We start from the raw sequence: 23,876 nt of genomic DNA on the forward strand, positions 1-23,876 counted from the left end.
TGTGCGTTAGTTGAGGTTTTCCGTAGCCTGCCCACAAGGAGCGGAAGGGATTCTAGCCAAATAAATTCAACGGATAAACAAGAGCCAGGGAACTTTGTCCGGTTTTGTGAATCTAATCACCCCCAAAATGGCGCAAACGCTTGCTATTTGTCCGCTTGTGGTAACAAAGCATCGCCTCGTTTGGCAACCATGATGATCAGTATCATCACCGGGATGCCGAGCAGACTGGTGCCGACGAAGAAGCTGCTGTAGCCGATCTGCTCGACCACCTGACCGGAAAAACCCGCCAGCAGCTTGGGCATCAGCAACATGATGGAGCTGAACAGGGCGTACTGGGTCGCCGAGAAGGCGACGTTGGTCAGGCTCGACAGATAGGTCACGAAGGCCGCCGTCGCAATGCCGGCGCTGAGGTTGTCCAGGGAGATGATCAGGGTCAGCAGCTCCAGATCGTGGCCCACCTCGTTGAGCAGGGCGAACAGCAGATTGGTGCTGGCGGTGAGCACGGCGCCGAGAAACAGGATGCGCAGGGTGCCGAAGCGCATCACCAGCACGCCCCCCAGGGCCGCCCCCACCAGCGTCATGATGACGCCATACACCTTGGTGATGGTGGCCACCTCCGTCTTGCTGAACTGCAGATCTACATAGAAGCTGTTGGACATCACCCCCATCACCACATCCGAGATGCGATAGCAGGCGATGAGCCCCAGGATCAACAGGGCCGAGCCGCCGTAGCGGCGGAAGAAATCGGCAAAGGGGCACCAGATGGCTTCATAGGTCCAGGCGCCCAGCCCGGCCAGGGTCCTGGGCCAGCCCCGCTCGAGCAGCAGCGCCTTGCGCTCCATCTGTTGCTCGTTCTGGCGATGGAGGTCGATATCCGGCTCGTGGCTGAGCAGTGTGGTGAGGATGCCGAGGGACATCAGCCCCGCCATCAGCAGGTAGGTGAGCTGCCAGCCGCGGTAGTCGTAGCTGTCGTTGCTGCCAAGCCAGGCCGCCAGTGCCAGCGCCCCCGCCCCCGCCATGATCATGGCGAGCCGGTAACCCGTCATGTAGGAGGCCGCCATGGCCGCCTGCAGGCGCTCGGGGGCCGACTCGATGCGGTAGGCGTCGATGACGATATCCTGGGTCGCGGAGCAAAACGCCACCAGCAGGGCGAACAGGGCGAGCTGGGCGAGCTGGGTCTTGGGATCGCAATAGGCCATGCCCACCAGGGAGAGGGCGATCAGCACCTGGGAGAGCAGCATCCAGCTGCGGCGCCGTCCCAGCAGCCGGGAGAGCAGCGGCAGCGGCAGTCGATCCACCAGGGGGGACCACAGCCACTTGAAACCATAGGCCAGCGCCACCCAGCTCATGTAGCCGATGTCGGTCAGGCTGACATCGGCTTCGCGCAGCCAGAAGGAGAGGGTGCCGAAGACCAGCAGCAAGGGCAGGCCGGAGGAGAAGCCCATGGCAAACAGAGTGAGTACCCGCGCTTCCAGATAGACGGCGAGGGCGTCTCGCCAGCTTGTGGCGCGGTCCGGGGTATGGCTGGGCGGGCGGAGATTGTTCAACTGCCTGACTCCTCAGAGAAAAGGGGGTCATTTTGTCAGGTTCGAGGGGGATAGCCAAGGCAAGCCGAACGGGGCGGCCCGGGATTCAGGGCCTTGAGCCGATGCAGTGGTGCGGACAGGGCCCCCCGGCCACGAGGAAGGTGGCGCAGGCCATCAGTTGCTGACGCAGCCGGGTGTCGGTGACGAGCTGATGCTCGTCCCACAGGTGCAGGCTGTGGAGCAGGTGCCAGAACACCCCCTCCTGCTCGGTGGCGGGTTCTTTGTCCATGGGAATTACGGGAAGTGCCTGCCAGCGGGAGAGGAGTTGCCAGCTCAGATCCTCGAGCTGCCGATAGGGGATTTCCCGTGCCAGGAAGTGACGAACCGCCTGAGCCAGCTCAATGGCGTGTTGGGCAATGTAGTCGTGACAAGTCACCGGAACCTCCTCTCTCTGCCTGGCCATGTCCCGCACACACAGGACAAGGCCAGAGTATAGAAAGGGGCGCCGGTGACCCGGGCCAGGTGGTGACGGAATGTGATCCGCCCCCCGTTATTTGTCCGCCAGCAGCACCACTTTTTTCAGGATGATGGGGCTGGTCGGCACGTCATTGGCGCGCAGTATGGAGCTGTAGCCGGTTTGGACCTGAGCCAGCTTGTCCAGCACCTCCATGCCCTGCACTACCTGGCCGAACACCGTATAACCGGCGCCGGCATTGGCGTTGAGGTTGTCGTTGTCCACCAGGTTGAAGTAGAACTGACGGGTGGCGCTGTCGACCGCCTGGGTGCGGGCCATGGCGATGCTGCCACGCTTGTTGGGCAGGCCGCCCCTGGACTCGTTGACCACGGGGTCGAAGGTCGGCAGCGGCTGGAACTGCTGATTGTAGCCCCCGCCCTGTACCACGAAGTTCTGGATCACCCGGTGGAACAGGCTGCCGTCATAGCTGCCATCCGCCACGTAGCGCAGGAAGTTTTTCACCGTCTGCGGCGCCTGCTTGGGGGCCAGCTCCACCACTATGTTGCCGTGGTTGGTTTCCATCTGGACTTTTTGTCCGGCGAACGCCAGGGGGGCGATCAGGGTGGCCAGTAACCAGAGTTTCTTCATTTATATGCTCCTTGCTCAGCTCGGCTGGCCTTTGAGATAACCGCGCAACGCCTCGTCGGCCATGATCTGTTGCAGCACGCTGCCCAGCTGCTGGTTCAGGGTGGACTCCAGATCGGCCATGGTCGGCTCACCCGGCTCTTCCTTGCTGGAAGACATGTTGAACTGCTTGGTCAGCCTGTTGCCCTGGAAGTCGGCGATCACCTGCAGGCTGACCTTGGACTTGGTGACATAAGTGAAAGTCTTCTCTTCCACGGTGACGGCGGCGGTGGAGATGGCCAGGGTCAGGTTGGTGGTGCCGCTGTTGCCCACTTCGAGGCCCTGGCTGCGCAACCCTTCCGCCAGTTTTTCCGCCAGCAGGTTGTTGAGGGGCTGGCTGCTGTTGACCAGCACGGGAGCCTTCTCTTTCTTCTTGATGGAGAAGACATAGGCGGCCTCGCGCTTGTCGACTCCTTCCATGGTGATGCGGTTGCCAGAGTAGTACTGCTGGTTGGAGGGGATGACTTGCGGATTGAGCAGCGCCGTCTCCGGCCAGTGGGTGGCACAACCACCCAGTATCAGGGCGGCCAGCAGCAAGAGTGACTTTTTCATCATGGTTTTCCTTTGGCGTTTGATGGCTTTCAGCGTTTGATGGCTTTCAAAATAACGAATTTGCTGTTCGACGCAACGACTTGTGCGTTGGCAAACAAGCGCTTGAGTTTGTTGTGATAGTCCAGATGACGGTTGCCTACTATCCAGAGTTCACCCCCCTGAGGCAACACCCGGTGTGCGTCGGTGAACATCTGCCAGGCGATGTGATCGGTGATCGCCTGCAGCTGATGGAAGGGGGGATTGCAGAGGATCCTGTCCGCCGCTCCGACCGCCACGCCGTCGAGACAGTTGTTGACCATGAAGTGGGCCCGCGGCAGGGCAGCCGGCAGGTTGTGCTCGACGTTGAGGTGCGCCGAGGCGACCGCCATGTGGGATTCGTCGATGAAGGTCACCTCCACCTCGCTGTCTTTTGCCAGCAGCGAGAGACCCAGCACCCCGTTGCCGCAGCCAAGGTCTATCACCTTGCGCGCGCTGTGGATCGGCAAATTGTCCAGCATGAAGCGGGCGCCTATATCCAGGCTGGTGCGCGAAAACACGTTGGCATGGTTGTGGATGAGCATGTCGGTGCCCTCCAGCGGCCAGACGGTCGGGAAGGGGTTGGCCAGGGCAGGGCGCTCGGCGGATGGTGTGCAATGAATGAGGCGCGCCTTCTTCCAGGCGAGCGAGGTGCGGGTCTCCCCCAGATACTTCTCGAACAGCTTGAGGGTGGAGCTGTGGATGTCCTTGGCCTTGCCGGCGGCCAGGATGCGGGTGGCCGGGGTGACCACCTCGCGCAGGGCCAGCAGTTGCTGCTCCAGCAGCGCCTGGTACTTGGAGACCTTGATCACCACTAGCGCAGGGGCATCGGGCAGCGGGGCCAGGGCATCCTGCAGGGTGATCTGTGCGGGATCCAGCCCGTTCTCCGCCAGATTGGCCAGGGTGGCCCGCTCGCTGATATGGGAGTCGCTCACGCAGACCGGGCCATGGCCGTGCAGATAGGCGGCCAGGGCGCCGAAGCCGTCGTTCATGATGATGACGGGGCCATCCTGCTCGAGCGGCGTCTCGGCCAGGGTGTTGATCAGGTACTCGTCCGCCGCATCCCAGGCCTGCAGGGGATCCTGGCTCTGCCGTGGGTAGCGATACAGGGTCAGACGACAATGGGCAGTGTCGAGCAGGGTTTGCATAAGAATGAGTCCAACGGTTGCTGATAGATGACGCCCGCCCGCACCGTGTTGCCCGGCAGGCAGGGAAAGTGGCGCTATTCTAGCGGCGACGGAGAATTTCACCAGCCCGCAGCGAGGAGGTGCCCGGCCTCCTTCTATTTACAGCGGCCCTGATGCATCCGGCAGGCAACCCTGGCTACAATGGCCGGATATCCAACGAGGGAGTCTTGCCCGTGAGCATGCAACAACAGATAGAGGCCAAACTGGCCGCCGCCTTGTCCCCCAGTCATCTGGAAGTGATCAACGAGAGCTACATGCACAGGGTGGAGCCGGGATCCGAGAGCCACTTCAAGGTCATAGTGGTGAGCCAGGCCTTCGAGGGGCAGCGCCTGCTGGGGCGCCATCGTCAGGTCAACGGTGTGCTGGCAGAGGAGCTGGCAGGGGCTATCCATGCGCTGGCGCTGCATACCTATACCGAGGCGGAGTGGCAGGTCCGGGAGCAGGCCCCCAAGACCCCGGGCTGTGTCAGCAAGTCCCCCTTTGCGTGAGCCTTTGACCTTTTCATTACCCGATTGTCGACCAATTAACAAAACCATCACGACAGGGCCGGGGCGCCAGCCGCCGGCCCCGCGTGCGTTGGATCAGGGTAATGATTACTTTTTCTAATCGACCTCTTGGGCGAGTGAAATTACCTCCATGTGGGTAGTAAATCAAAAAATCCTTTAAAACCACGGGTTGCAGAGATGGAAGGGAAATATTCATTGGAGGTTAATTTTGTGATAGGACGGGGATTTTCCCTATTTGGCGTGGCGACTGACTTGTCTAAGGTGGTAAACTCAGGCGCTTTTGAATGATCCTGTATGTTGCTGATTTGTTTGTTTCTTCGACAGTTTTCCGTGATGTTGACGGGCTCATTCAACAACTCGTCGTGATGTATTTCTCGGCGCTAACCAACCTGTCTTCCCTTAACGGTAGTGCAAGTGAGTATGATTACAATTAAAAGAGGACTGGACATCCCCGTGCTGGGTGCTCCGGAGCAAGTAATCTACGATGGCCCGGCCATCACCCGTGTTGCTACACTCGGCGAAGAGTTCGTGGGGATGCGTCCTACTATGTTCGTCAAAGTAGGTGATCGCGTCATTAAAGGTCAGGAGCTCTTCGAAGATAAGAAGAATCCCGGCGTTAAATTCACGGCCCCTGCCACCGGTGTGGTTTCTGAGATCAACCGTGGTGCCAAGCGTGTTCTGCAATCCGTTGTCATCGACATCGATGGTTCTGACGAACAGGTGACCTTTGAACACTTTGCGTCTGCCGAGCTGGCACAGCTCGAGCGCAGCAAGGTGCAGGAGATCCTGGTCGCATCAGGCCAATGGACCGCATTGCGTACCCGTCCATTCAGCAAGGTGCCGGCAGTGGGCTCTGCCCCGCGTGCCATCTTCGTCACCGCCATGGACACCAACCCGCTGGCCGCCAACGCCGAGATCATCATCAAGGAACAGGCCCAGGCCTTCCTCGATGGTCTGGCCGTGCTGAGCCGCCTGACCGATGGCACTGTCCACGTCTGCAAGGGCGAAGCCAGCCTGCCGCACGCCTCCCTGGCCCAGGTCAAGGAAGCCGTGTTCGTCGGCCCGCACCCTGCCGGCCTGCCCGGTACCCACATCCACTTCCTGGACCCGGTCGGTGCCAAGAAGGTGCAGTGGCACATCAACTATCAGGATGTGATCGCCTACGGCAAGCTGTTCACCACAGGTCAGATCTTCACCGACAAGGTGATCGCCCTGGCCGGACCGAACGTGATCAAGCCGCGCCTGCTGCGCACCCGTCTGGGCGCCTGCATCAGCCAGCTGACCAACAACGAGCTGCGTGCGGACGAGAATCGCATCATCTCCGGTTCCCTGCTGAGCGGTGCCAAGGCCGAAGGGGTTCATGACTACCTGGGTCGCTACCACAATCAGGTGAGCGTGCTGGGCGAAGGTCGTGAGAAAGAGTTCCTGGGCTGGGTCAACCCCAGTGCCGACAAGTTCTCCATCACCCGTACCACCCTCTCTCATCTGATGAAGGGCAAACTCATCAACTTCACTACCACCACCAACGGTAGTGATCGCTCCATGGTGCCTATCGGCAACTATGAGCGCGTGATGCCGCTCGACATCCTGCCGACCCTGCTGCTGCGGGATCTGATCTCCGGCGACACCGACAGCGCGCAAGCGCTCGGCTGCCTGGAGCTGGATGAGGAAGATCTGGCGCTCTGTACCTTCGTCTGCCCCGGCAAGACAGAGTACGGCCCAGTCTTGCGTGAGTGCCTGACCAAGATAGAACTGGAAGGTTAAGCGATGAGTTTCAAGCAACTTCTTGAAAATATGGAACATCACTTCGAACCGGGTGGCAAGTACGCCAAGTACTATGCCCTGTTCGAGGCGGCGTATACCCTGTTTTATACCCCGGGTTCCGTGACCCGCAATGCCGCCCACGTCCGTGATGCGATCGATCTGAAGCGCATGATGATCATGGTGTGGCTGGCCGTGTTCCCGGCCATGTTCTGGGGCATGTACAACGTCGGCAACCAGTCCATCGCCGCCATCGCCCATCTGGGCAGCGCGGCCGGTGCCGATACCTGGCAATACGCCCTGGCTACCCTGCTGGGTGCCTCGCTGGATCCGGCCGTGGCCGGCATCGGCAGCAAGATGCTGATCGGTGCGGCGCACTTCTTCCCGATCTACATCACCGTCTTCATCGTCGGCGGTTTCTGGGAAGTGCTGTTCGCCATGGTGCGCAAGCACGAGATCAACGAAGGCTTCTTCGTGACCTCCATCCTGTTCGCCCTGATAGTGCCGCCCGAGCTGCCCCTGTGGCAAGCCGCGCTCGGCATCACCTTCGGCGTGGTGCTGGCCAAGGAAGTGTTCGGCGGTACCGGCAAGAACTTCCTGAACCCGGCCCTGGCGGGTCGTGCGTTCCTGTTCTTCGCCTACCCGGGTCAGATCTCCGGCGATGCGGTCTGGGTGGCCGTTGACGGCTATTCAGGCGCGACTGCCCTGAGCCAGTGGGCCCAGGGCGGCCAGATGGCGCTGATCAACGGTGCCACCGGCGAAGCCATCAGCTGGATGGATGCCTTCCTCGGCAATCTGCCGGGCTCCATCGGTGAAGTCTCCACCCTGATGATCCTCATCGGTGCGGCCATGATCGTCTACATGCGGATCGCCTCCTGGCGCATCATCGCCGGCGTCATGGTGGGCATGGTGGCGACCTCCCTGCTGTTCAATGTCATCGGTTCCGATACCAACCCCATGTTCAGCATGCCGTGGCACTGGCATCTGGTGCTGGGCGGCTTCGCGTTCGGCATGGCCTTCATGGCGACCGATCCTGTCTCCGCCGCCTTTACCAACAAGGGCAAGTGGTGGTACGGCGCCCTCATCGGCGTCATGGTCGTGCTGATCCGTGTCGTGAACCCCGCGTTCCCGGAAGGCATGATGCTGGCCATTCTGTTTGCCAACCTGTTTGCCCCCTTGTTTGACCATTTCGTGGCGCAGGCGAACATCAAGCGGAGGATCGCACGTGGCGTTTAATAAAGACTCTACTACCGGCACTCTCGCCGTAGTGACCGGTCTGTGTCTGGTCTGCTCCATCGTGGTCTCCGTGGCCGCCGTGGGTCTGCGTCCGGCCCAGCTGGAAAACAAGGCGCTGGACAAGCAAAGCAACATACTGTCCGTTGCCGGTGTCGATGTCAGCTCTGTGGCCAAGCGTGACCTGGCCCAGCTGTACGGCGACAAGATTGAAGCGCGTCTGGTGGATCTGGCCACCGGTGAGTTCGTTGACGGCGATGCCGACAACTTCGACACCAAGCTGGCAGCCAAGGACCCGGCCAAGAGTGTTCGTCTGGCACCTGCCGACGACAAGGCCGGCCTGCGTCAGATCTCCAAGCTGATCCCGGTGTTCTTCGCGAAAGATGCGCAAGGCAAGGTCGACAACATCATACTGCCGATCTACGGCCAGGGTCTGTGGTCCACCATGTATGCCTTCGTGGCGGTCGCGGCCGATGGCCAGACCATCAAGGGCATCACCTACTATGACCACGGTGAAACCCCGGGTCTGGGCGGCGAGATCGAGAACCCGGCCTGGCGCGAACTGTTCGTCGGCAAGAAGCTGTTCGATCAGGACGGTCAGCCTGCGCTGCGGGTGATCAAGGGCCATGCTCCGGCTGGTTCCGAGCATGAAATCGACGGCCTGTCTGGCGCAACCCTGACCGGTAATGGCGTACAGCACACCTTCGACTTCTGGATGGGCCCCAAGGGCTTCGGTCCCTTCCTGGCCAAGGTACGTGCAGGAGAAATCAACAATGGCTGACAAGAGCGAAATGAAAAAATTGCTGTTGACGCCTGTGCTCGGCAACAACCCCATCGCACTGCAGGTGCTGGGTGTCTGTTCCGCGCTGGCCGTTACCAGCCAGATGAAGACGGCGTTCGTGATGACGCTGGCCGTTACCGCGGTCACCGCCTTCTCCAACCTGTTCATCTCCCTGATCCGCAACCAGATCCCGAACAGCGTGCGGATCATCGCCCAGATGGCGGTGATTGCCTCGCTGGTTATCGTGGTTGACCAGGTGCTCAAGGCCTATGCCTATGACATCTCCAAGCAACTGTCGGTGTTCGTCGGCCTCATCATCACCAACTGTATCGTGATGGGTCGTGCCGAAGCCTATGCCATGAAGAGCGCCCCGCTGCCCTCCTTCCTGGACGGCATCGGCAACGGTCTGGGCTATGGCGCCGTGCTGCTGACCGTGGCGACTGTGCGCGAGATCCTGGGGTCCGGCACCTGGTTCGGCATCGAACTGCTGCCGCTGGTGAACAATGGTGGCTGGTATGTGCCCAACGGCCTGCTGCTGCTGCCGCCGAGTGCATTCTTCATCATTGGTCTGATCATCTGGGGCGTACGCACCAAGGATCCCAAGCAGGTGGAGGCAAAGGATTAAGGTATGGAACACTATCTGAGTCTGTTGATTCGTTCGATCTTCATCGAAAACCTGGCGCTCTCCTTCTTCCTGGGGATGTGTACCTTCCTGGCGGTGTCCAAGAAGGTCAAGACCGCCATGGGCCTCGGCATTGCCGTTATCGTGGTTCAGACCGTTGCCGTTCCGGCCAACAACCTGATCTACAACTACGTGCTCAAAGACGGTGCCCTGGTCTCCGGCCTGGATCTCAGCTTCCTGAGCTTCATCACCTTCATCGGGGTGATTGCGGCCCTGGTGCAGATCCTGGAGATGGCGCTGGACAAGTACTTCCCGGCGCTCTACAACGCCCTCGGCATCTTCCTGCCGCTCATCACGGTGAACTGCGCCATCTTCGGTGGCGTCTCCTTCATGGTGCAGCGTGACTACAACTTCGTGGAGTCCGTGGTCTATGGCGTGGGGTCGGGTGCAGGCTGGATGCTGGCCATAGTCGCGATGGCGGGGATCCGCGAGAAGATGAAGTATTCCGATGTTCCGGAAGGCCTGCGTGGCCTCGGCATCACCTTCATCACTGCGGGTCTGATGGCGCTGGGCTTCATGTCCTTCTCTGGTATTTCCCTGTAATCGGAAAGGAAATATAGATGGAAATTATTCTGGGTGTGGTCATGTTCACCGTGATCCTGCTGGCCTTGGTGGCAGTCATTCTGTTCGCCAAGTCCAAGCTGGTGACCGCCGGTGACGTGACAATCAGCATCAACGGCGACCCGGCCAAGGCTGTGACCAGCCCGGCGGGTGGCAAGCTGCTCGGCGTGCTCGCCGGCAGTGGTATCTTCGTCTCCTCCGCCTGTGGCGGCGGCGGCTCCTGTGGTCAGTGCAAGGTGCGGGTGAAAGCCGGCGGCGGCGACATACTGCCGACCGAGCTGGATCACATCAGCAAGGGCGAAGCCCGTCACGGCGAGCGTCTGGCCTGCCAGGTCACCGTGCGTTCCGACATGGACATCGAGCTGCCGGAAGAGATCTTCGGCGTGAAGAAGTGGGACTGTACCGTCATCTCCAATGACAACAAGGCCACCTTCATCAAGGAGCTCAAGCTGCAGATCCCCGATGGCGAGAGCGTCCCGTTCCGCGCCGGTGGTTATATCCAGATCGAAGCCCCTGCCCACCACGTGCAGTACAAGAACTTCGACATTCCCGAGGAGTATCGCGGGGACTGGGATCGCTTCAAGATCTTCGAGCTGGAGTCCAAGGTCAACGAGCCTATTATCCGTGCCTACTCCATGGCCAACTATCCGGAAGAGTTCGGCATCATCATGCTGAACGTGCGGATCGCGACCCCGCCGCCGAGCAACTGGACTGCCCCTCCCGGCCAGATGTCCTCCTACATCTTCAGCCTGAAGGCTGGGGACAAGGTGACCATCTCGGGTCCGTTCGGCGAGTTCTTCGCCAAGGACACCGACGCCGAAATGGTGTTCATCGGTGGTGGTGCCGGCATGGCGCCGATGCGTTCCCACATCTTCGATCAGCTGCGTCGCCTGAAGTCCAAGCGCAAGATGAGCTTCTGGTACGGTGCCCGTTCCAAGCGCGAGATGTTCTATGTCGAGGACTTCGACATGCTGGCCGCCGAGAACGAAAACTTCCAGTGGCACGTCGCCCTGTCGGATCCGCAACCGGAAGACAACTGGGATGGCTACACCGGCTTCATCCACAACGTCTTGTTCGAGAACTACCTCAAGAACCACGAGGCGCCGGAAGATTGCGAGTTCTACATGTGTGGACCTCCCGTGATGAACGCTGCCGTCATCAACATGCTGAAAAACCTCGGCGTTGAAGACGAAAACATCCTCCTGGATGACTTTGGTGGTTAATCCATGCACAGTGTTGTAAAGACCTGGCTAGCCTTCGGGCTAGCCTTTTTCTTGACTGGGTGCGGTCAGGAATCGGTCCAATCCAAGCCGGAGATCCACATCACCGGCAGCACCATGGGCACCTACTACTCCATCAAGGTGGCGGATGCCGCCGTCACGGATGCCGCCAAGCTGCAGGCCGAGGTGGATGTCCTGCTGGAGCGGGTCAACGATCAGATGTCCACCTACCGCCCGGATTCCGAGCTGTCGCGCTTCAACCAGCACAAGGACAATACCCCTGTGGTGGTCTCCCGTGACACAGCCCGGGTGGTGACCGAGGCCATTCACATTGGCCGCGAGAGCCGCGGGGCGCTGGACGTCACCGTGGGCCCCCTGGTCAATCTGTGGGGCTTTGGGCCGGATGCCAAACCGACCAAGGTGCCATCCGACGAGCTGATCGCCCAGACCCGGCAGAAGACGGGCCTCGGCAATCTGCATGTGGTAACCTCGGTCGACGCCGACACCCTGCAAAAGGACATCCCGGATCTCTACGTGGATCTCTCCGCCATCGCCAAGGGCTTCGGGGTGGACAAGGTGGCCGAGTACCTGGAATCCCTGGGGGCGCGCAACTACCTGGTGGAGATCGGCGGCGAGCTGCGGATCAATGGCGTCAACGGCAAGGGTCACCCCTGGCGCGTCGCCATCGAGAAGCCGACCGCCAATGCCGGCTCGGTGCAGGAGGTGATAGTGCCAGGGGACAACGGCGTCGCCACCTCGGGGGACTATCGCAACTACTACGAGCTGGATGGCAAGCGCTTCTCCCACACCATGGATCCGCTGACGGGCAAGCCCATCACCCATCGCATGGTGTCGGTCACCGTGATCCACCCCTCCTGCATGACGGCAGACGGGCTGGCCACGGCGCTGACGGTCATGGGAACGCAGAAGAGCCTGGCCTATGCCAAGGAGCGGGGTCTGGCCATCTTCGTCATCACCAAGACGGACGAGGGCTTCGAGGAGGCTTACTCGGATGCCTTCAAGCCCTACCTGGCCAAGCAGCCCGGTTAACCGTGAAGGCGTCGCCATCACTCGGCGGCGCCTGGGAATCTTGTCGCCGGATGCCGTCGAGCCGTATCTGGTTAAACAGTAAAGGGGTAATACCATGCAGATCTTTCTGATCACCTTCGGGGTGTTTCTGGTGGTGGTGGTGGCCATGGCCATCGGCTACATCTTCCAGAAGAAGACCATCTCCGGCTCCTGTGGCGGCCTTGGCACCATAGGGATCGAGAAGGAGTGCGACTGCCCGGAGCCCTGCGACAATCGCAAGAAGAAGATGGCCAAGGAAGAGGCCCGTCGCAAGATGCTGGTGGACAACCGCATCCTCTGAGGGCGAGCACCCGCGTGCGGGTGCATCGAATGCACGCGAGCCGACCCTGGGTCGGCTCGCGTCTTCATGGCGCTCAGTAGTCGTATTGGCTGCAGGCCTTGTTGTGAAACTCCGCCTTTCGTTTTGCCAGCTCCTCCCTTGTGCCCAGCTCGTCCCCCTGCTTGATGGCCTTCTCCAGTATCTCTATGCGCTCAAACAGCCAACTGCACTCGGCGGTCGGATGGTCCTTGGTCATGCCCGTCAGCGGCAACAGCAGCAGGCAGAGTCCCGGCCAGATTGCTCTCATCTCTCTCCTCCTTGAGTCTGATGTGGATGGTGCCTTGAGAGTCTATCCGTCCCTCTCCTCCCGCGCGCTGGCAGAAATGACAGGGCTGGGGTAGCATGGGGCCTTGACTGGTTATTCATACAGTGGTGTCGCCGCCTCGTCACGACAGCGGAGGTGCACCCAACCATGCGGCAGGCGCCGACGGCTCAACAGACTCTGGCATGCGCAAGATCATTCACATCGACATGGACTGCTTCTTCGCCGCGGTGGAGATGCGGGACAACCCGGCCCTGCGGGAGGTGCCGCTGGCCATCGGCGGCTCGGCCGACAGGCGCGGCGTCATCTCCACCTGTAACTATGTGGCGCGCCGCTTCGGGGTGCGCTCCGCCATGCCGAGCGCCCTGGCCAGGAAGCTCTGCCCGCCGCTGGTGCTGATCCCCGGGCGGATGGCCGTCTACAAGGAGACCTCCCGCCAGTTGCAGGCCATCTTCCTGCGCTACACGGAGCAGGTGGAGCCGCTCTCCCTCGATGAAGCCTACCTGGATGTCACCGACAGCCCCCATTGCGGCGGCAGCGCCACCCTGATGGCGGCCGAGATCCGCGCTGCCATCGTCCTCGAACTGGGGTTGACCGCCTCGGCCGGGGTGGCGCCGAACAAGTTTCTGGCCAAGCTTGCCTCCGAGCAGCGCAAGCCGGACGGCCTGTTCGTCATCCGCCCCCAGGAGGTGGACGAGTTCGTGCGCCAGCTGCCCCTCGGCAAGCTGCCCGGCATCGGCCGCAAGACGGCGGAGCGGCTGGAGTCCCTCGGGCTCTACTCCTGCGAGGATGCCCGCCAGCTCGGCAACGAGGAGCTGGTGAGCCGTTTCGGCAAGCTCGGGGAGATGCTGGCCGGCCGCATCTGGGGACATGACGATCAGCCGGTACAGGCCCGGCGGATACGCAAGAGCATAGGGGTGGAGACGACCCTCGCCAGCGACGTGCTGGATGAAGCCGCCTGCCGGGAGGTGCTCGGCCGGCTCATTCCCGAGCTGGAGCTGCGCTTTGCCAGGGCTTGCCCTGCGGAGGCGCTGATGGGGCAGGGGATCAAGCTGAAGTTTGCCGATTTCCACCAGACCACCGTCTATCGCAAGGGGAGCTACCAGGCGAGCCGTTTCCACGATCTGTTGCACGAGGGGTTGCAACGGTCTCAAGGAAAACCCATTCGCCTGCTCGGTCTGGTGGTCGGTCTGCCAGGGGCGGGGGAGATCAACCAATTGAGCCTGGATCTCAGCTGATTTAGTTAAGTTTTTGTGTCCAAAACCGATACAGTGTTCACATCTGTAGACGTTAGGAAATGTGGCATGAGTTCTCTTTCTGTTCAGGGACGGATCACCCTGATCGCCGGTTGCTGTCTGTTGGCCAGTGCCGCCGCACTGGTCGCCTCTTCCCTCTTCAACGCGGCCCGCATGCAGGAGCAGGTGCTCACCTCCACCACCCTGGAGGGGCAGCACGCGGCAGAAAACTGGATGAAGGCCATGGGGTCAACCCAGGCGGCCAGAGTGACCAGCTACCTCGACGAGGCCTATTTCAGGGCCACCCTGCTGGCGGAAGGCATACTGTTCCAGCGCAAGAACGCGGCGGACAACTTCGTTCACTCCGAGGCGCTGCGCAATGCCGTGAACCAGCAGTTGCAGGACGCGGCGGAGTCGTCGGCCAATCTGCTCGGGGTCTATGCGGTATTCGAACCCAACCAGCTCGACGGTGAAGACGACAACTATCAGGGCTCGACCGCGCTCGGGGCCAACGACAAGGGGCGCTTCTCCAGCTACTGGGCCAGAGTCGATGGCAAGGTGACCCTGGAGGTGATGGACGAGGCGCTGCTGGCCGACGACAAGCCCTCCGGGCACGGTGGCCTGGAGAATGACTGGTACAGTTGCAGCATTCGCAGCAAGGCCCTCTGTCTGCTCGATCCCTATGTGGACGAGGTGGGCACCCGTCAGGTGCTGATGACCTCGGTGACGGCCCCCCTGCTGGAAGAGGGCAATCTGCTCGGCATGGTGGGGGTCGACATCTCGCTGGCCACCTTGCAGAGCCTGGTGGAGGAGATGGACAAGACGCTCTATGACGGGCAGGGCAAGGTGCTGCTGCTCAGTCACGAGGGGCGGGTGGCCGGGGCCGAAGGGTTCAAGGTCGCCCTTGGGGAGACCCTGGAGCAGCAGGGGCTGTCGGCGGATCTCAACGGCTGGCTCGCCAAGGGGGAGGTGGTCACGCGCTGGAGCCCGGATGGCGCCCTGCTGCAGACCTTCGTGCCGGTCAGCATGCGCGGGACGGATCGCAAGTGGGGCATCTACATCGAACTGCCCCGTGCCGTGGTGCTCGCCTCCGCCCTGAAACTGCAGGATGAGCTGGAGGGCCAGTCCCAGCGCAGCGTCGCCACCCAGTTGCTGATCGGCGGGGCCATCTCAGCCCTTGCCCTGCTCTGCATCTGGCTGATGGCCCAGCGCATCGTCGCCCCCATCCGCACCGTGGTGGCCCGCCTCAAGGACATCGCCAGCGGCGAGGGGGATCTGACCCAGCGCATCGACCTGCGTCGCGATGACGAGATCGGCGAGTTGGCGAAGTGGTTCAACAACTTCCTGGACAAGCTGCAGTCCACCATCAGCCAGGTGATCGATACCGTGGCCGGCACCCGGGCCAGCGCGGCGCTGGCGGCGCAAGGGGCCGAGCGCACCAGTGCCGGCATGCAGTCCCAGTATCAGGAGGTGGATCTGGTGGCCACGGCGTTCGAGGAGCTGAGCGCCACCGCCCTGCAGGTCGCGGGCAATGCCAGCTCGGCGGTGAGCGCGGCCAACCAGGCGGACATGGCGGCCCAGGAGGGCAAGTCCGTGGTCGCCGATACCCAACAGGCGATGTCCAGGCTGATGGCGGTGATCAGCGACGCCAAGCCCGTGGTGGAGCGGCTGGCTGCCAACAGCGACAACATCAACGACATCCTCATCGTCATCCAGGGAATAGCCGAACAGACCAACCTGCTGGCGCTCAATGCCGCCATCGAGGCGGCGCGGGCCGGTGAACAGGGCCGCGGCTTCGCCGTGGTGGCCGACGAGGTCCGCAACCTGGCGGGGCGAACCCAGAATGCCATCGTCGAGATCCAGACGCTGATCACCGAGCTGCAGTCGGGCACGGAGGCTGTGGTGAAGGCGATCATGACGGGCCACAGCCAGGCGGATGTGACCCTTGGCAAGGTGGAGCTGTCGGTCAGCGTGCTGGAGCAGATCATCCATGCGGTGGCCACCATCCATCAGATGAACGAGCAGATAGCCAGGGCGGCCCAGGAGCAGAGCGGGGTGGCGGACGAGATCAACCGCAACGTCAGCAACATCCGCGACGTGAGCCACACCATCAGGGCCGAGGCGGCCACCTCGGCCGACAACGGGCGCGAGTTGTCGCAACTGGCGGACAAGCAGCAGCAACTGGTGGGGCAGTTCAGGGTATAGAGATAAGAAAAAAGGCGCCATCCAACCGGAGGCGCCAAACACATTCAGATGACAGACTGGGTTAAATCGCATCGATTTAGCCCTTCTTCCCGCAGAGGAAGAAACACAACACCACAATCGCTGTCGGCCCACTCACAAAAACCACATGTAAACCAACATGGAAGAGAAGGTGTGAGCCATATGGCAACGGATTGCGTGGCGAATTATGTTTATTCACTGGTCGACCCGCAACCGACAATTTATAATGCGCCCCATTAGAAAAACTCATCGTCGGCTGGTGTCATGTCTCGTCGTTTACCCCCGCTCAATGCCCTGAAAGCATTCGAAGCAGCGGCTCGCCACTTAAGCTTTACCCGCGCAGCAGAAGAGTTGTTTGTGACTCAGGCCGCCATCAGTCACCAGATCAAGGCGCTGGAGGAGTACCTCGGCATCAAGCTGTTCCGCCGCAAGAACCGCTCCCTGCTGCTGACCGAGGAGGGGCAGAGCTACTTCCTCGACATCAAGGACATCTTCGCCTCCATCTCAGAGGCCACCGACAAGCTGCTGGCCCGCAGCGCCAAGGGGGCGCTCACCGTCTCCCTGCAGCCGAGTTTCGCCATCCAGTGGCTGGTGCCCAGGCTGGTGAAGTTCAGCGAGCGCCACCCCGACATCGATGTGCGGATCAAGGCGGTGGACATGGACGAGGGCTCCCTGACCGACGACGTGGACGTGGCCATCTACTACGGCCGTGGCAACTGGCCCGGGCTGCGTTCGGACAAGTTGCACACCGAGTACCTGATCCCGGTCTGTTCCCCCCTGCTGCTGACCGGCCCCAAGCCCCTGCGCACCCCGGAGGATCTGACCAGGCACACCCTGCTGCACGACACCTCCCGACGCGACTGGAAGGCCTGGTTCCGCCAGCTCGACATCGACGCCCCGAACGTCAACCAGGGACCCATCTTCAGCCACTCCACCATGGTGATCCAGGCGGCGATCCACGGTCAGGGGGTGGCGCTCGGTCACAGCGTGCTGGCCCAGCCCGAGATCGAGGCGGGCCGCCTCATCTGCCCGTTCGAGCAGGTGCTGGTGAGCAAGAATGCCTTCTACCTGGTGTGCCAGGAGCAGCAGTCCGATCAGGGCAAGATAGTGGCCTTCCGCGACTGGATGCTGGAGCTGGTGGAGCAGGAGGAGGCCCGTCGCCGGGCCCGTCTCGCCGATGCCTGAGGGGATGGATGTGACAAGAGAGGGGGCGAGCGACGCCCCCGTTCGCATTCTGCTGGCCCACGGCGCGGGCGCCGGCATGGATCATGCCTTTCTCGCCGAGCTGTCGCGACTGCTGGCGGGGCCGGATATCGAGGTGGTGCGCTTCAACTTTCCCTACATGAGCAAGCGGGCCCTGGACGGCAAGCGCAGGCCGCCGGACCGGCAGCCCGTGCTGCTCGCCCACTGGCGCGAGATGGTGCGTGCGTTTGCCCACCCCAGGTTGTTTCTGGCGGGCAAGTCCATGGGGGGGCGGATGGCGGCCGAGCTCTATCACGAAGGGGGCGACGAGATGAATGCTGCAGGATTGCTCATTCTCGGGTATCCTTTCCACCCCCCGGCCAGCCCCGACCGCTGGCGGGGTGAGGTGCTCAAGCAGATCACGACGCCGACCCTGCTGCTGCAGGGGGAGCGCGACACCTTTGGCTCTCGCGCCGAGCTGGCCGATTTCCCCTTCTCCCCCGCCGTATCGGTCCACTGGCTGACCGATGGGGATCATGGCTTCAAGCCGAGGAAGGCCAGCGGCGTGAGCGAGCAGGAGAACCTGCGACAGGCTGCGGAGCGGATCAAGGGGTTTATCGCGGCGACCCCGTCCCGCTGCGTCTGAAGGGATGGCCGCGCGCAGAGAACGAGGAGAGAGGATGCAAGTCCATCGACATTGGCTGGTGCTGGCGGGTTGTTTCGGCCTGACGGCCACCATGCTGGGAGCCTATGGGGCTCACGGGCTGGCGGCGACCGGCATAGCCCCTTCACTGCTGGCGGCGTTCAACACCGCGGTGCAGTATCAGTTTTTTCACGCCCTGGCCCTGCTGGTGCTGGGGTGGTGCGGCGTGCGCAGCAAGGTGATTACCTTTGCGGGCACAGCCTTTGTGCTGGGGATCCTGGGATTCTCCGGCAGTATTTACGCCATGGTGCTGCTTGGCAGCAAGGGGCTGGGGCTCATCACCCCGGCCGGTGGCCTCTGTTTTATGTTGGGATGGGCGGCTCTGATATGGGCCGGCTGTCGTCTTGGAGGAAAAAATGAATAATCTGCTGCTTTATTGCCGCCCGGGTTTTGAGAAAGAGGCGGCGGCAGAGATCACCGAACGAGCCAGCAACATGCAGTGCTACGGCTTCGCCCGGGTCAAGGACGACAGCGGTTACGTGATTTTCGAGCTGTATGACGAGGAGCAGGCGGATCTGCTGGCCCGCAAGCTGCCGTTCCGTGAGCTCATCTTCATCCGCCAGATGCTGGTGGTGACCCACGAGCTGAAGGATCTGGACCTCTCCGATCGGGTTTCCCCCATCATAGAGGCGACCCGTGACTATGCCATCTGTGGCGATCTGCGGGTGGAAACGGCCGACACCAACGAGGCAAAGGAGCTCTCTGCCTTCTGCCGCAAGTTCACGGTGCCGCTGCGCCAGGCGCTGCGTGGCAACGAGATCCTGACCAAGAAGGAGACGCCGCACCGTCCGGTATTCCACGCCTTCTTCATGGCCAATGATCACCTGTTGCTGGGGTACTCCTACTCCTTCAACAACTCCGAATTCCACATGGGCATTCCGCGCCTGCGCTGCCCGCCGGACGCCCCGAGCCGCTCCAGCCTCAAGCTGGAAGAGGCCTTCTATGTGTTCGTGCCGCGGGAAGAGTGGGAGCTGCGCCTCACCTCCGGCATGAAGGCCGTCGATCTGGGTGCCTGCCCGGGCGGCTGGACCTATCAGCTGGTGCGCCGTGGCATGATGGTGACCGCAGTGGACAACGGCTCCATGGCCCAGTCCCTGATGGATACCGGCCAGGTCAAGCACATTCGCGACGACGGCTTCGTCTGGCGGCCAGGCAAGAAGAACACCTACTGGCTGGTGTGCGACATGGTGGACAAGCCGGCGCGGGTGGTTCACATGATCGCCGACTGGTTCCGCGAGAACGACTGCCAGGAGGCCATGTTCAACCTCAAGCTGCCGATGAAGAAGCGCTATGCCGAGGCGGTGCACAACATAGAGGTGCTGCGGGAGATGCTCAAGGAGATCGACAATGCGTTCGTGATCCAGGCCAAGCAGCTCTACCACGATCGGGAAGAGATCACCGTGCACGTCTACAACAAGTTCTGGGTCTCCAAACTCGAACCCAAGTCCTGAGCAGGGCACCCGCGTCATCTGGTATGACGCCAAATAAAAACCGGACGGCTGACCCCGTCCGGTTTTTTGTTTTCGGGTGCCATCAGAAGCGGTAGTCGACGCGCATCATGGACTCGTCATCGGTGATCTTGAGCTCGATCTGGAGCGGAATGGTCTTGTCGGTGGGGTTGAACTGCATCTTGACGCCGTCCCCCCGGAGCTTGACCGAGGTATTGAGGCCACCGGCGTTGAACTTGATCCTGGGTTTGTGTTTCTCGAAGGAGAGGCTCACGCTCTTCTCGGCCGTCAGATTGAGTTTCTGGTAGGGCGTGACCCGCTGGGTGCCGTTGCTGTCGGTCATGATGTCCACGCCGAGGGAGAGCGGCTTGGGGCTCTTGAGCAGGTCGTTGGTGTCTATGGTGGACTGCCAGGTCTGCTTGGCCGGCGGCTCGAACTGAGGAGGCGGTGTCAACCAGGCGTTATCGATGGGCCTGTCTAATGCCATGGTACTGCTGCTGAAGATCAGCAAGATCAAAGTAGCACGCATGATGGATCTCCTTATCCTTCATATGAACATAGTATTCATCTGACAAGGGAGATAGGGGGATCCGGTATAAAACGAAGGGAGCCGAAGCTCCCTTTTTAAATCAATCAGTTAGATATGATTTATAGACGGTCTATGATGGCCTGGGTGAATTCGCTGGTGGAGGCCGTGCCCCCCAGATCCCGGGTCACCCGATCACCGGACTCGATGGTCGCCCGCACTGCCTCGCGGATGCGCTCGGCCTTCTCCTGCATGCCCAGGTACTCCAGCATCTGGATGGAGGCGAGGATCACCGAGGTCGGGTTGGCGATGTTCTTGCCGGCGATGTCCGGCGCCGAACCGTGCACCGCCTCGAAGATGGCGGCGCCCTCACCTATGTTGGCACCTGGGGCCATGCCTAGGCCCCCCACCAGGCCGGCGCAGAGATCCGAGAGGATGTCGCCGAACAGGTTGGTGGTGACCATGACATCGAACCGCTCCGGGTACATCACCAGATTCATGCAGGCGGCGTCGACGATCATCTCTTCGTTCTGGATATCCGGATAGCGTGCAGCCACCTCGCGCGCCACTTCCAGGAACAGGCCCGAGGTGGACTTGAGGATGTTGGCCTTGTGGATGATGGTGACCTTCTTGCGCCCTTCCTGGCGCGCCAGCTCGAAGGCGAAGGTGACGATGCGTTCGGCACCGTCGCGGGTGATGATGCTCATCGCCTCGGCGCTCTGGTTGTCATCGCTGCGCTTCTGGCCGGCGCCCGAGTACATGCCCTCGGTGTTTTCACGCACCGTGATGATGTCGATGTTGTCGTAACGGCTCCTGGTGCCCTTGAAGGAGATCACCGGGCGCACGTTGGCGTAGAGGTTGAACTTCTTGCGCAGGGAGACGTTGATGGAGGTGAAGCCGCCGCCGACCGGCGTGGTGAGGGGGCCCTTGAGGCTGACCTTGTTCTTCTCAATCAAATCGAGGGTGGACTGGGGCAGCAGCTCGCCGTGCTTCTCCAGCGCGACCAGGCCGGCATCGGCGTAGTCATAGTCAAAATCACAGCCGGCGTGGGTCAGGATCTGGATGGCGGATTCGATGATGCTGGGGCCTATGCCGTCGCCCGGAATGACGGTAATTTTTCTTTTTGACATGAGACGTATCCACTTCTAGGGAACAGAGGGGGAGGATTCGGCGGTTTTATACCATTTTTGCACCACTTCCTCCATGTTTCTTTACATTTTTCCCATTTATGTCAACAGGTACGGCCTGTTTTGGGGAATAGTGTGCCGGGGATCACGCCCCCGAGTCGGGCTCGGGCGGGTAGCGGATCTCCCTCAGGTTGAAACCGAGGGGGATGTCCCGCTGCAGCCGCACCAGCCGCTGGGCCAGCAGGGCCTCCTCCTTGTGCTGGCGCAGCTTGAGCAGAGGCTTGCCCGCGTCTTCTTGCAAGCAGGCATCCAGCATGGCGGCCAGATCGCCGTATTGCTGCAACAGCTGGGTCGCCGTCTTTGGCCCTATGCCCGGCACTCCCTTGATGTTGGAGCCGCCGATGCCGGTCAGGGCCCAGAAGTCCACCAACTGCGCCGGGGCGACGCCATATTGCTGCCGGACGAAGGCCTCATCCAGCCAGCGCTTGTTGAAGTAATCCCGCACCCGGATCTGCGGGTTGATGAGCTGACAGAAGCCCTTGTCGGTGGAGATGATGGTGGCCCTGGCCCCATGCTGGGCAATTCCACTGGCTAACGTGGCGATAAGATCGTCCGCCTCGTCGGTCTGGGAGAGCAGGGCATCCACACCGCACTCCCAGAAGGCGTCCTGCAAGTCGGCCAGCCCCTCCCTCAGCTCCTGTGGCATGGGGGTGCGCCCCTCCTTGTAGGCCGGATAGATCTCCTTGCGCCAGCTGTGCACCTCGCCGTCAAACACGGCGATGACGTGGGTCGGCTCGCTGCCGGCCAGCAGTTTCTTGCAGGTATTGATGAGGTTGGCGCGGGTGGCGAGCAGGGCCTGGGCCGGGGTCAGCGCCTGCTGGGCTTGTACCGCGTGCAGGCGGCGGATGAGGTTGAGGGCATCGATGATGAGCAGGTGTGGCCTGAGGTGTTGCATGGCAGGGAGCACTCTTGGCGGTCGGGACGGCCCATTGTAACAAGGGATGGGCGTCATGCTAACCCCGAACGCCAGGGCCGGGAAGTGGAGGAGGGGCCTGGGGCCCCTCCTGTCATCACGGGCGCTGCGCCCTTATTTCACGATTTCGTAGCAGGGAATGTACTGGCTGCCAGGCAGCTTCATCCGCTGCTGCCTGACGAAGCTCTCCAGCAGCCTGTCCATCAGGTGCATCAGCTCCTTGTCGCCGTGCAGCTTGAAGGGGCCCTTCTTCTCGATGGCGCGAATGCCCCCTTCCTTGACGTTGCCGGCGACGATGCCGGAGAAGGCGCGCCTCAGGTTCGCCGCCAGCAGCTGGGGCGGCTGGTTGCGGTGCAGATCCAGGCTCGCCATGCTGGCGTGATCCGGCTCGAACGGCAGCTGGAACTCCGGCTCTATGCGCAGGGACCAGTTGAAGGAGTAGGCATCCCCCACGGATTTGCGGTACTCGCGGATCTTCGGCATCGCCTCCTTCATCACCCGCGCCACTTCCGGGGCATCCCCGACGATGATGCGGTAGAGGCTGGTGGCCGGCTCACCCAGGGTGGCCTTGACGAAGTCGTCGATGGCGCGGAAGTAGTCGGCGCTCTCCTTCGGACCGGTCAGTATGATGGGCATGGGCTGCCGCTCGTTGGCCGGGTGCATCATGATGCCGAGCAGATAGAGCAGCTCCTCGGCGGTACCGACCCCGCCCGGGAAGATGATGATGCCGTGGCCCAGACGCACGAAGGCCTCCAGCCGCTTCTCGATGTCCGGCAGTATCACCAGCTCGTTGACGATGGGGTTCGGCGGTTCGGCGGCGATGATGGAGGGCTCGGTGAGGCCGATATAGCGGCCGTTGCGCACCCGCTGCTTGGCGTGGCCGACGGCGGCCCCCTTCATGGGGCCCTCCATGGCACCCGGGCCGCAGCCGGTGCAGATGTTGAGCTCCCGCAGGCCCAGCTCGCTGCCCACGGCGCGGGTGTACTGGTACTCCACCTCGTTGATGGAGTGACCCCCCCAGCAGACCACCAGGTTGGGATCCGCCCCCGGCAGGATCGCCTTGGCGTTGCGCAGTATGGCGAACACCACGTTGGAGATGTGGGTGGAGTTGGTGAGGTTGACCAGGCGATTGGACTCCAGCTGGGTCGAGACATAGAGGATGTCGCGCAGCACGGAGAAGAGGTGCTCCTGGATGCCGCGGATGATTTCGCCATCGACGAAGGCGTGCTCGGGAGCATTGAACAACTCGAGTTTGACCCCGCGCTCGCGCCGGATCACATGAATATCGAAGGACTTGAAGCGCTCCAGTATCTCTTTGGAGCTGTCGGTGTGGCTGCCGGAGTTGAGCACCGCCAGCGAGCAGTTGCGAAACAGTTGATAGATATCGCTGGAGGCGGTCTGTTTGAGGCGATCCACCTCAAGTTGGGACAGCAGGTCCATGCTGCCCACGGGATTGATGTGTGTAATCATAATTTCCCCTTTCACTCGCTTGTTATCGTTGTGCTTTCCCTGGGGAGAAAACGGGATGCCATGGCATCCCTCGAGTTCGATAGTAGAGGCAAGGGGTGGGGCAGGGGAATAGGGGGTCGGTGCGTTTGCCTGTTTTTTAGCCGCAGCTCAACCCGGG

At 61.7% G+C, this 23,876-nt stretch carries 25 protein-coding genes; 15 read left to right on the plus strand and 10 right to left on the minus strand.

The genetic code is table 11. The features are described 5' to 3' along the window. Positions 1–143 precede the first annotated feature (143 nt). The 5 genes from AC1IN8_RS08120 to AC1IN8_RS08140 form a co-directional block, all read right to left on the minus strand. Positions 144–1,547 (minus strand): AmpG family muropeptide MFS transporter, encoded by a 1,404-nt coding sequence (locus tag AC1IN8_RS08120; RefSeq protein WP_139436620.1) that lies wholly within the window; start codon positions 1,545–1,547, stop codon positions 144–146. 85 nt (positions 1,548–1,632) lie between these two features. Beyond that, positions 1,633–1,962, minus strand: coding sequence for a hypothetical protein (locus AC1IN8_RS08125; protein WP_479758590.1), 330 nt, complete (start codon positions 1,960–1,962; stop codon positions 1,633–1,635). Positions 1,963–2,076: 114 nt separating this feature from the next. Continuing rightward, positions 2,077–2,628, minus strand: a complete 552-nt coding sequence (locus AC1IN8_RS08130; RefSeq protein ID WP_106886050.1) for a peptidylprolyl isomerase — start codon at positions 2,626–2,628, stop codon at positions 2,077–2,079. Between the two features lie 15 nt (positions 2,629–2,643). Further along, a complete protein-coding gene (locus AC1IN8_RS08135; RefSeq protein WP_139436616.1) occupies positions 2,644–3,216 on the minus strand; it encodes a YajG family lipoprotein in 573 nt (190 codons plus the stop codon). Between the two features lie 29 nt (positions 3,217–3,245). Beyond that, complete coding sequence (locus AC1IN8_RS08140) at positions 3,246–4,379, minus strand: methyltransferase (protein WP_479758592.1); 1,134 nt, start codon at positions 4,377–4,379, stop codon at positions 3,246–3,248. A gap of 218 nt (positions 4,380–4,597) precedes the next feature. On the opposite strand from AC1IN8_RS08140, the gene AC1IN8_RS08145 reads away from it, so the two are divergent. The 9 genes from AC1IN8_RS08145 to nqrM all read left to right on the plus strand — a co-directional run bounded on the left by AC1IN8_RS08145 (position 4,598) and on the right by nqrM (position 12,531). Further along, entirely contained in the window at positions 4,598–4,906 is a 309-nt protein-coding gene (locus tag AC1IN8_RS08145) for a BolA family protein (RefSeq protein ID WP_139436647.1), read from the plus strand. 438 nt (positions 4,907–5,344) lie between these two features. Next, a complete protein-coding gene (locus AC1IN8_RS08150) occupies positions 5,345–6,688 on the plus strand; it encodes a Na(+)-translocating NADH-quinone reductase subunit A (RefSeq protein WP_139436612.1) in 1,344 nt (447 codons plus the stop codon). A gap of 3 nt (positions 6,689–6,691) precedes the next feature. Continuing rightward, entirely contained in the window at positions 6,692–7,921 is a 1,230-nt protein-coding gene (locus AC1IN8_RS08155) for an NADH:ubiquinone reductase (Na(+)-transporting) subunit B (RefSeq protein WP_247627081.1), read from the plus strand. Further along, on the plus strand, positions 7,911–8,699 hold the full coding sequence (locus tag AC1IN8_RS08160; RefSeq protein ID WP_202046957.1) for a Na(+)-translocating NADH-quinone reductase subunit C: 789 nt from the start codon (positions 7,911–7,913) through the stop codon (positions 8,697–8,699). Before AC1IN8_RS08155 ends, AC1IN8_RS08160 begins: the two co-directional genes overlap by 11 nt. Beyond that, positions 8,692–9,324, plus strand: a complete 633-nt coding sequence (locus AC1IN8_RS08165; RefSeq protein WP_005303545.1) for an NADH:ubiquinone reductase (Na(+)-transporting) subunit D — start codon at positions 8,692–8,694, stop codon at positions 9,322–9,324. Before AC1IN8_RS08160 ends, AC1IN8_RS08165 begins: the two co-directional genes overlap by 8 nt. Before the next feature lie 3 nt (positions 9,325–9,327). Beyond that, positions 9,328–9,924: an NADH:ubiquinone reductase (Na(+)-transporting) subunit E gene (nqrE, locus tag AC1IN8_RS08170; RefSeq protein ID WP_005330713.1), complete on the plus strand. Its 597-nt coding sequence runs from the start codon at positions 9,328–9,330 to the stop codon at positions 9,922–9,924. A 17-nt stretch (positions 9,925–9,941) separates the two neighbouring features. After that, complete coding sequence (gene nqrF, locus AC1IN8_RS08175) at positions 9,942–11,165, plus strand: NADH:ubiquinone reductase (Na(+)-transporting) subunit F (RefSeq protein WP_202046956.1); 1,224 nt, start codon at positions 9,942–9,944, stop codon at positions 11,163–11,165. A 3-nt stretch (positions 11,166–11,168) separates the two neighbouring features. Beyond that, the gene (locus AC1IN8_RS08180) at positions 11,169–12,212 is read left to right on the plus strand and encodes an FAD:protein FMN transferase (RefSeq protein WP_139436607.1); all 1,044 of its coding nucleotides are present in this window, start codon (positions 11,169–11,171) and stop codon (positions 12,210–12,212) included. Between the two features lie 94 nt (positions 12,213–12,306). Further along, positions 12,307–12,531: a (Na+)-NQR maturation NqrM gene (nqrM, locus tag AC1IN8_RS08185; RefSeq protein WP_005330718.1), complete on the plus strand. Its 225-nt coding sequence runs from the start codon at positions 12,307–12,309 to the stop codon at positions 12,529–12,531. Positions 12,532–12,604: 73 nt separating this feature from the next. Here the strand turns inward: nqrM and AC1IN8_RS08190 are convergent, their stop codons facing one another. Further along, a complete protein-coding gene (locus tag AC1IN8_RS08190) occupies positions 12,605–12,817 on the minus strand; it encodes a hypothetical protein (protein ID WP_139436605.1) in 213 nt (70 codons plus the stop codon). A gap of 200 nt (positions 12,818–13,017) precedes the next feature. On the opposite strand from AC1IN8_RS08190, the gene dinB reads away from it, so the two are divergent. The 6 genes from dinB (at position 13,018) to rlmM (ending at position 19,626) form a co-directional block, all read left to right on the plus strand. Beyond that, positions 13,018–14,070 (plus strand): DNA polymerase IV, encoded by a 1,053-nt coding sequence (dinB, locus tag AC1IN8_RS08195; protein ID WP_139436603.1) that lies wholly within the window; start codon positions 13,018–13,020, stop codon positions 14,068–14,070. A gap of 66 nt (positions 14,071–14,136) precedes the next feature. Then, complete coding sequence (locus AC1IN8_RS08200; protein WP_479758593.1) at positions 14,137–16,272, plus strand: methyl-accepting chemotaxis protein; 2,136 nt, start codon at positions 14,137–14,139, stop codon at positions 16,270–16,272. Positions 16,273–16,554: 282 nt separating this feature from the next. Further along, on the plus strand, positions 16,555–17,475 hold the full coding sequence (locus AC1IN8_RS08205; protein WP_042649544.1) for a transcriptional regulator GcvA: 921 nt from the start codon (positions 16,555–16,557) through the stop codon (positions 17,473–17,475). Positions 17,476–17,479: 4 nt separating this feature from the next. After that, on the plus strand, positions 17,480–18,118 hold the full coding sequence (locus AC1IN8_RS08210; RefSeq protein WP_404836980.1) for an alpha/beta family hydrolase: 639 nt from the start codon (positions 17,480–17,482) through the stop codon (positions 18,116–18,118). A 34-nt stretch (positions 18,119–18,152) separates the two neighbouring features. Continuing rightward, positions 18,153–18,539, plus strand: coding sequence for a DUF423 domain-containing protein (locus AC1IN8_RS08215; protein WP_043130931.1), 387 nt, complete (start codon positions 18,153–18,155; stop codon positions 18,537–18,539). Further along, the gene (gene rlmM, locus AC1IN8_RS08220; RefSeq protein ID WP_025327941.1) at positions 18,532–19,626 is read left to right on the plus strand and encodes a 23S rRNA (cytidine(2498)-2'-O)-methyltransferase RlmM; all 1,095 of its coding nucleotides are present in this window, start codon (positions 18,532–18,534) and stop codon (positions 19,624–19,626) included. The genes AC1IN8_RS08215 and rlmM overlap by 8 nt, the downstream gene beginning before the upstream one ends. A gap of 82 nt (positions 19,627–19,708) precedes the next feature. On the opposite strand, the gene AC1IN8_RS08225 is transcribed toward rlmM, so the two are convergent. The 4 genes from AC1IN8_RS08225 to ppnN all read right to left on the minus strand — a co-directional run bounded on the left by AC1IN8_RS08225 (position 19,709) and on the right by ppnN (position 23,719). Further along, the gene (locus AC1IN8_RS08225; protein WP_479758594.1) at positions 19,709–20,152 is read right to left on the minus strand and encodes a hypothetical protein; all 444 of its coding nucleotides are present in this window, start codon (positions 20,150–20,152) and stop codon (positions 19,709–19,711) included. Between the two features lie 119 nt (positions 20,153–20,271). Beyond that, complete coding sequence (locus AC1IN8_RS08230) at positions 20,272–21,279, minus strand: isocitrate dehydrogenase (protein WP_319913156.1); 1,008 nt, start codon at positions 21,277–21,279, stop codon at positions 20,272–20,274. A 142-nt stretch (positions 21,280–21,421) separates the two neighbouring features. Beyond that, positions 21,422–22,231, minus strand: a complete 810-nt coding sequence (xni, locus tag AC1IN8_RS08235; RefSeq protein ID WP_479758595.1) for a flap endonuclease Xni — start codon at positions 22,229–22,231, stop codon at positions 21,422–21,424. 132 nt (positions 22,232–22,363) lie between these two features. After that, positions 22,364–23,719 (minus strand): nucleotide 5'-monophosphate nucleosidase PpnN, encoded by a 1,356-nt coding sequence (gene ppnN, locus AC1IN8_RS08240; protein ID WP_041206266.1) that lies wholly within the window; start codon positions 23,717–23,719, stop codon positions 22,364–22,366. Between the last annotated feature and the right edge of the window lie 157 nt (positions 23,720–23,876).

Source organism: Aeromonas sp. 130281 (genome assembly GCF_056642115.1).